Here is a 3,182-nt window from a genome sequence, read left to right on the forward strand (position 1 = left end):
GGGGCGGCACGGGGCGGCGGCTGCGGATTCGGCTGCGGGGTCGGCCGCCGCTCCCGGAACGCTGCCCGTCCAGCATGGCGAAGCCGTACGCGGAGGGGCGCTTGCACCGGTTGCGCAGCGGAAGGCTCCGGGCCCGTTCGGCGCGAGGGTCATTCGTGGAGGGCGAGGCCGTCCCGCATCCGGATCAGGCCGTCCCGCATCCGGGTCTTGACGGTGCCGAGCGGGGCGCCGAGGATCGCGGCGATCTGCGACTGCGAGTACCCGCCGTAGTACGCGAGGGCGAGCGCCTGCCGCTGGAGTTCGGTGAGCGCGCCGAGGCAGCGTCTGACCCGGTCCCGGTCGATACGGCGTTCCACGGCCTCGGCGACCTCGTCGAACGGCGGGGTGTGCGAGGCGGCGGCGACCCGCCGGTCGCGGTCGGCGGCGGCCTGTGCGGACCGGACCCGGTCCACGGCGCGGCGGTGGGTGATGGTGAGCACCCAGGTCAGCACCTCGCCGCGCTCCGGACGGTAGCGGGCGGCGGTGCGCCAGACCTCCAGCAGCACTTCCTGGGCCACCTCCTCGGCCTGCGCCCGGTCACGCAGGACGTGGCGGGCCAGTCCCAGCACCGGGCCGGCCACCTCCTCGTAGAGGGTGCCGAACGCCCGCTCGTCGCCGCGGGCGATGCGCGGCAGCAGACCGGTCAGGTCCCGGCCGCGGCATGTGTGGGTCTGCGGCGCGGTGCGGTCGGCGGGGTCTGCGGCGAGCGGGTGTTCGCGGACGGCTGTCACGGTGCGACCCTCCCGGCCCGGCCGGTCTGCGGGCCAGCTGCAGCGTTGCTGCACCGTTCCTCCGCCCGGGCGGAGTGCCCGGCGTGGAGTCCTCAGCCGGTGAGCAGGTCCGCGATGCGCTTCGCGGCCTTCTCGCCGGCCCGCTGTCTGACCAGCCCCTCCTTGGCGGCGGCGCGCAGCAGCACGGCGGTCCTCTCCTCCCCCTCCCCGGCGGTGAGCACAGCGGTCACCAGGACGGGATTCATGTTCCACGCGCCGCCCCCGGTCAGCACCCGCAGGGCGCGACGCTCCTCGGCCGTGGCGGAGCGGCGCGGTGCGATCCGTCGGCCCTGCAGGTCGAAGACCTCGGAGACCCGGGCTCTGGCCCGTTCGTACGAGAGCGGAAGGTGGAGGGTGATCTCGTGGACGTTGTTCGGCAGCCGCCGGGCGACGAACCGCGAGCCCCTGCCGCCGATCGAGCCGATGGCCTCGGCCAGGATCTCGTCCTCGTCGTCCACTGCCGCTCCCCCCGTCCCGGAAGCCCCGGGCCGCCGCTGTACGAAGGTCAGACTATCGGCCGGGTTCCGGGGCGAACCGTCAGACCTTGGCCGGAGCCGGGGAGGACGACGGGGAGGCCGTCGGCGCGGACGAGGCGACCGGGCAAGCGACCGGGGAGGACGGCGGTCCGTCGCGGTGCGGTTCGGCGGGCGGGGTCCGCTGCGCGTCCATCGGATCGACCCGCACCAGTCCTGGTGCCGCTACGACTGTCGAAGGGCACGGTGCGCTACGAGAAGGGCCGGGCCGACACACCTACCGTCCCTGCCCCGGCCACCCGGGCCGGGAGTGAATCCGGGGAGCCCGCCACCGCCGCCACCACCCGAGTCACGACCATCGGGGTGCCCGGCGTCCTTCTTCTCGGTACGGCCGGCGCTCCGTCAGCGACCGGCCGGCTGGCGACCGAAGAACTTCATCAGCAGACCGGAGGCATCCGGCACCAGCGCCACGCCGACATGGGCGAGGCCGCTGAAGCCGGTCTTCGGCAGAGAGTACCCGTATCCCATGAGACGTTTCCTTTCTGGGAGAGGCCTCAGCCCCGATGCGCCGGTCGGCCCGTGCCGTCCGGTAACTGAGTACCAATGAATTTCCGGTCTGCCCACCACGATTTCCGACGAGAGGCACGTATGTTGTCCGGGTGAAGCTCGTACGGAACCCGTCCGGCGACCCGTCCAGCCAGGGGTGATGGCGATCCACGGCTTCGCGACCACCGAGTTCCAGCTCGTCCTGCTGCGCCGGATGGCCGACTTCCACCCCGAACTGGTGGAGCAGGCGCTGCACCGGCTGGACGCCACCCGGGCCGACATGCGGGAGGCGAACAAGCGGTGGCAGGCGATGGTCCGGTCGAGCCGCTTCCCGCACGGTGCCCGCCGCTACGCCGCCGTGCTGGGCCCGCCGGAGACGGTGCTCCACCGCCGGATCGGCGACCTCGACTGCACGGTGCAGCACTGGGCGCTGCCGCTCTGGCCGGAGCTGCGGTTCGAGATCCTCCTCGGACCGGCCGGCGGGGCGTCACCTCCGTGGAACGAGTGGCTGGTCCGCGCACCCGGCACGCCCCCGCCGGCGCTGCGCACCCTGGAGGACCTCGTCCCGTGGAGCTGCGTCGTGGCGGACGTCGGGGCGGCCTTCCCGCCCGCCGTGCCCCGGGAGGGCAGTGCGCCGACCCGGTGGCAGCTCGACTTCACGGCCCCGGACGCCACGGGCCGGCCGCACTCCTGCACGGCCGACTTCACCTGGGGCCTGCTGCAGGAGGTGCGCACCGCCGACACCGCCCCAGGAGCGGCACCCGTCTGACGCCCCGTCGGAGAGGAGTGGCCGGAGGTCCGGGCCGGCCTGGAACGGCGCCTCTCCGCGCGGTGACACCGCGCCGGCCGATGACGGGAGCGCTGCCCGGACTCACCGAGGAGGACCCGTGACCGCATCCACCGCCACCGTCTTCCGCGGGGTCCGTCCGTTCGGCGTCGGCGACCCGGTCGATCTGTTCTCCGTGGACGGGCGACCCGTCGGGCGGGTGCCCGAGGGCGCCCGGGTGGAGGTGGTCGACGTTGACGGCCGGATCGCCCTGCCGACGATGGTGGACGCGCACGTCCACCGGACAGGACGGCCTGGGGCGAGCCCTGGTACAGCCGTCGTCCGGCCGTCGGACTGCCCGGCTACGTGCGGGACGGCGTCGAGCTGTACGAGCAGCAGCGGACGCCGGTCGCCGAGCGGGCCCGGCGGCGGCTGGCTCACGCGGTGGCGCGGGCACCCGGGTGGTGCGGGCGCACGTGGACGTGGCCCCGGCCTACGGCCTGGTCGGCGTCGCGGGCGTGGCGGCGGCGGCGGCGCGGGAACGGCTGTGCGGGGCGCTGGACATCCGGGGGGGGGCCTTCCCGCCGC

4 protein-coding genes are annotated in these 3,182 nt (G+C 74.7%); 1 reads left to right on the forward strand and 3 read right to left on the reverse strand.

The window, feature by feature from the left end:
* Positions 1-149: 149 nt before the first annotated feature.
* The 3 genes from sigK to KSNIM_RS03680 all read right to left on the reverse strand — a co-directional run bounded on the left by sigK (position 150) and on the right by KSNIM_RS03680 (position 1,810).
* Positions 150-770, reverse strand: coding sequence for an ECF RNA polymerase sigma factor SigK (gene sigK, locus KSNIM_RS03670; RefSeq protein ID WP_263101757.1), 621 nt, complete (start codon positions 768-770; stop codon positions 150-152).
* Positions 771-862: 92 nt separating this feature from the next.
* Positions 863-1,267, reverse strand: a complete 405-nt coding sequence (locus KSNIM_RS03675) for a hypothetical protein (protein WP_263101758.1) — start codon at positions 1,265-1,267, stop codon at positions 863-865.
* Positions 1,268-1,684: 417 nt separating this feature from the next.
* Entirely contained in the window at positions 1,685-1,810 is a 126-nt protein-coding gene (locus KSNIM_RS03680) for a hypothetical protein (protein WP_263101760.1), read from the reverse strand.
* Between the two features lie 178 nt (positions 1,811-1,988).
* Here KSNIM_RS03680 and KSNIM_RS03685 point away from each other — a divergent pair, with 178 nt between their 5' ends.
* The gene (locus tag KSNIM_RS03685) at positions 1,989-2,597 is read left to right on the forward strand and encodes a hypothetical protein (RefSeq protein ID WP_263101761.1); all 609 of its coding nucleotides are present in this window, start codon (positions 1,989-1,991) and stop codon (positions 2,595-2,597) included.
* Positions 2,598-3,182 lie beyond the last annotated feature (585 nt).

The organism is Kitasatospora sp. DSM 101779, from assembly GCF_025655475.1.
Lineage (GTDB): Bacteria > Actinomycetota > Actinomycetes > Streptomycetales > Streptomycetaceae > Kitasatospora.

Coding starts and splice junctions, on each gene's coding strand:
- KSNIM_RS03685 (WP_263101761.1), top strand. CDS start 1,989: ATGGCGATCCACGGCTTCGCGACCACCGAGTTCCAGCTCGTCCTGCTG.
- KSNIM_RS03680 (WP_263101760.1), bottom strand. CDS start 1,810: ATGGGATACGGGTACTCTCTGCCGAAGACCGGCTTCAGCGGCCTCGCC.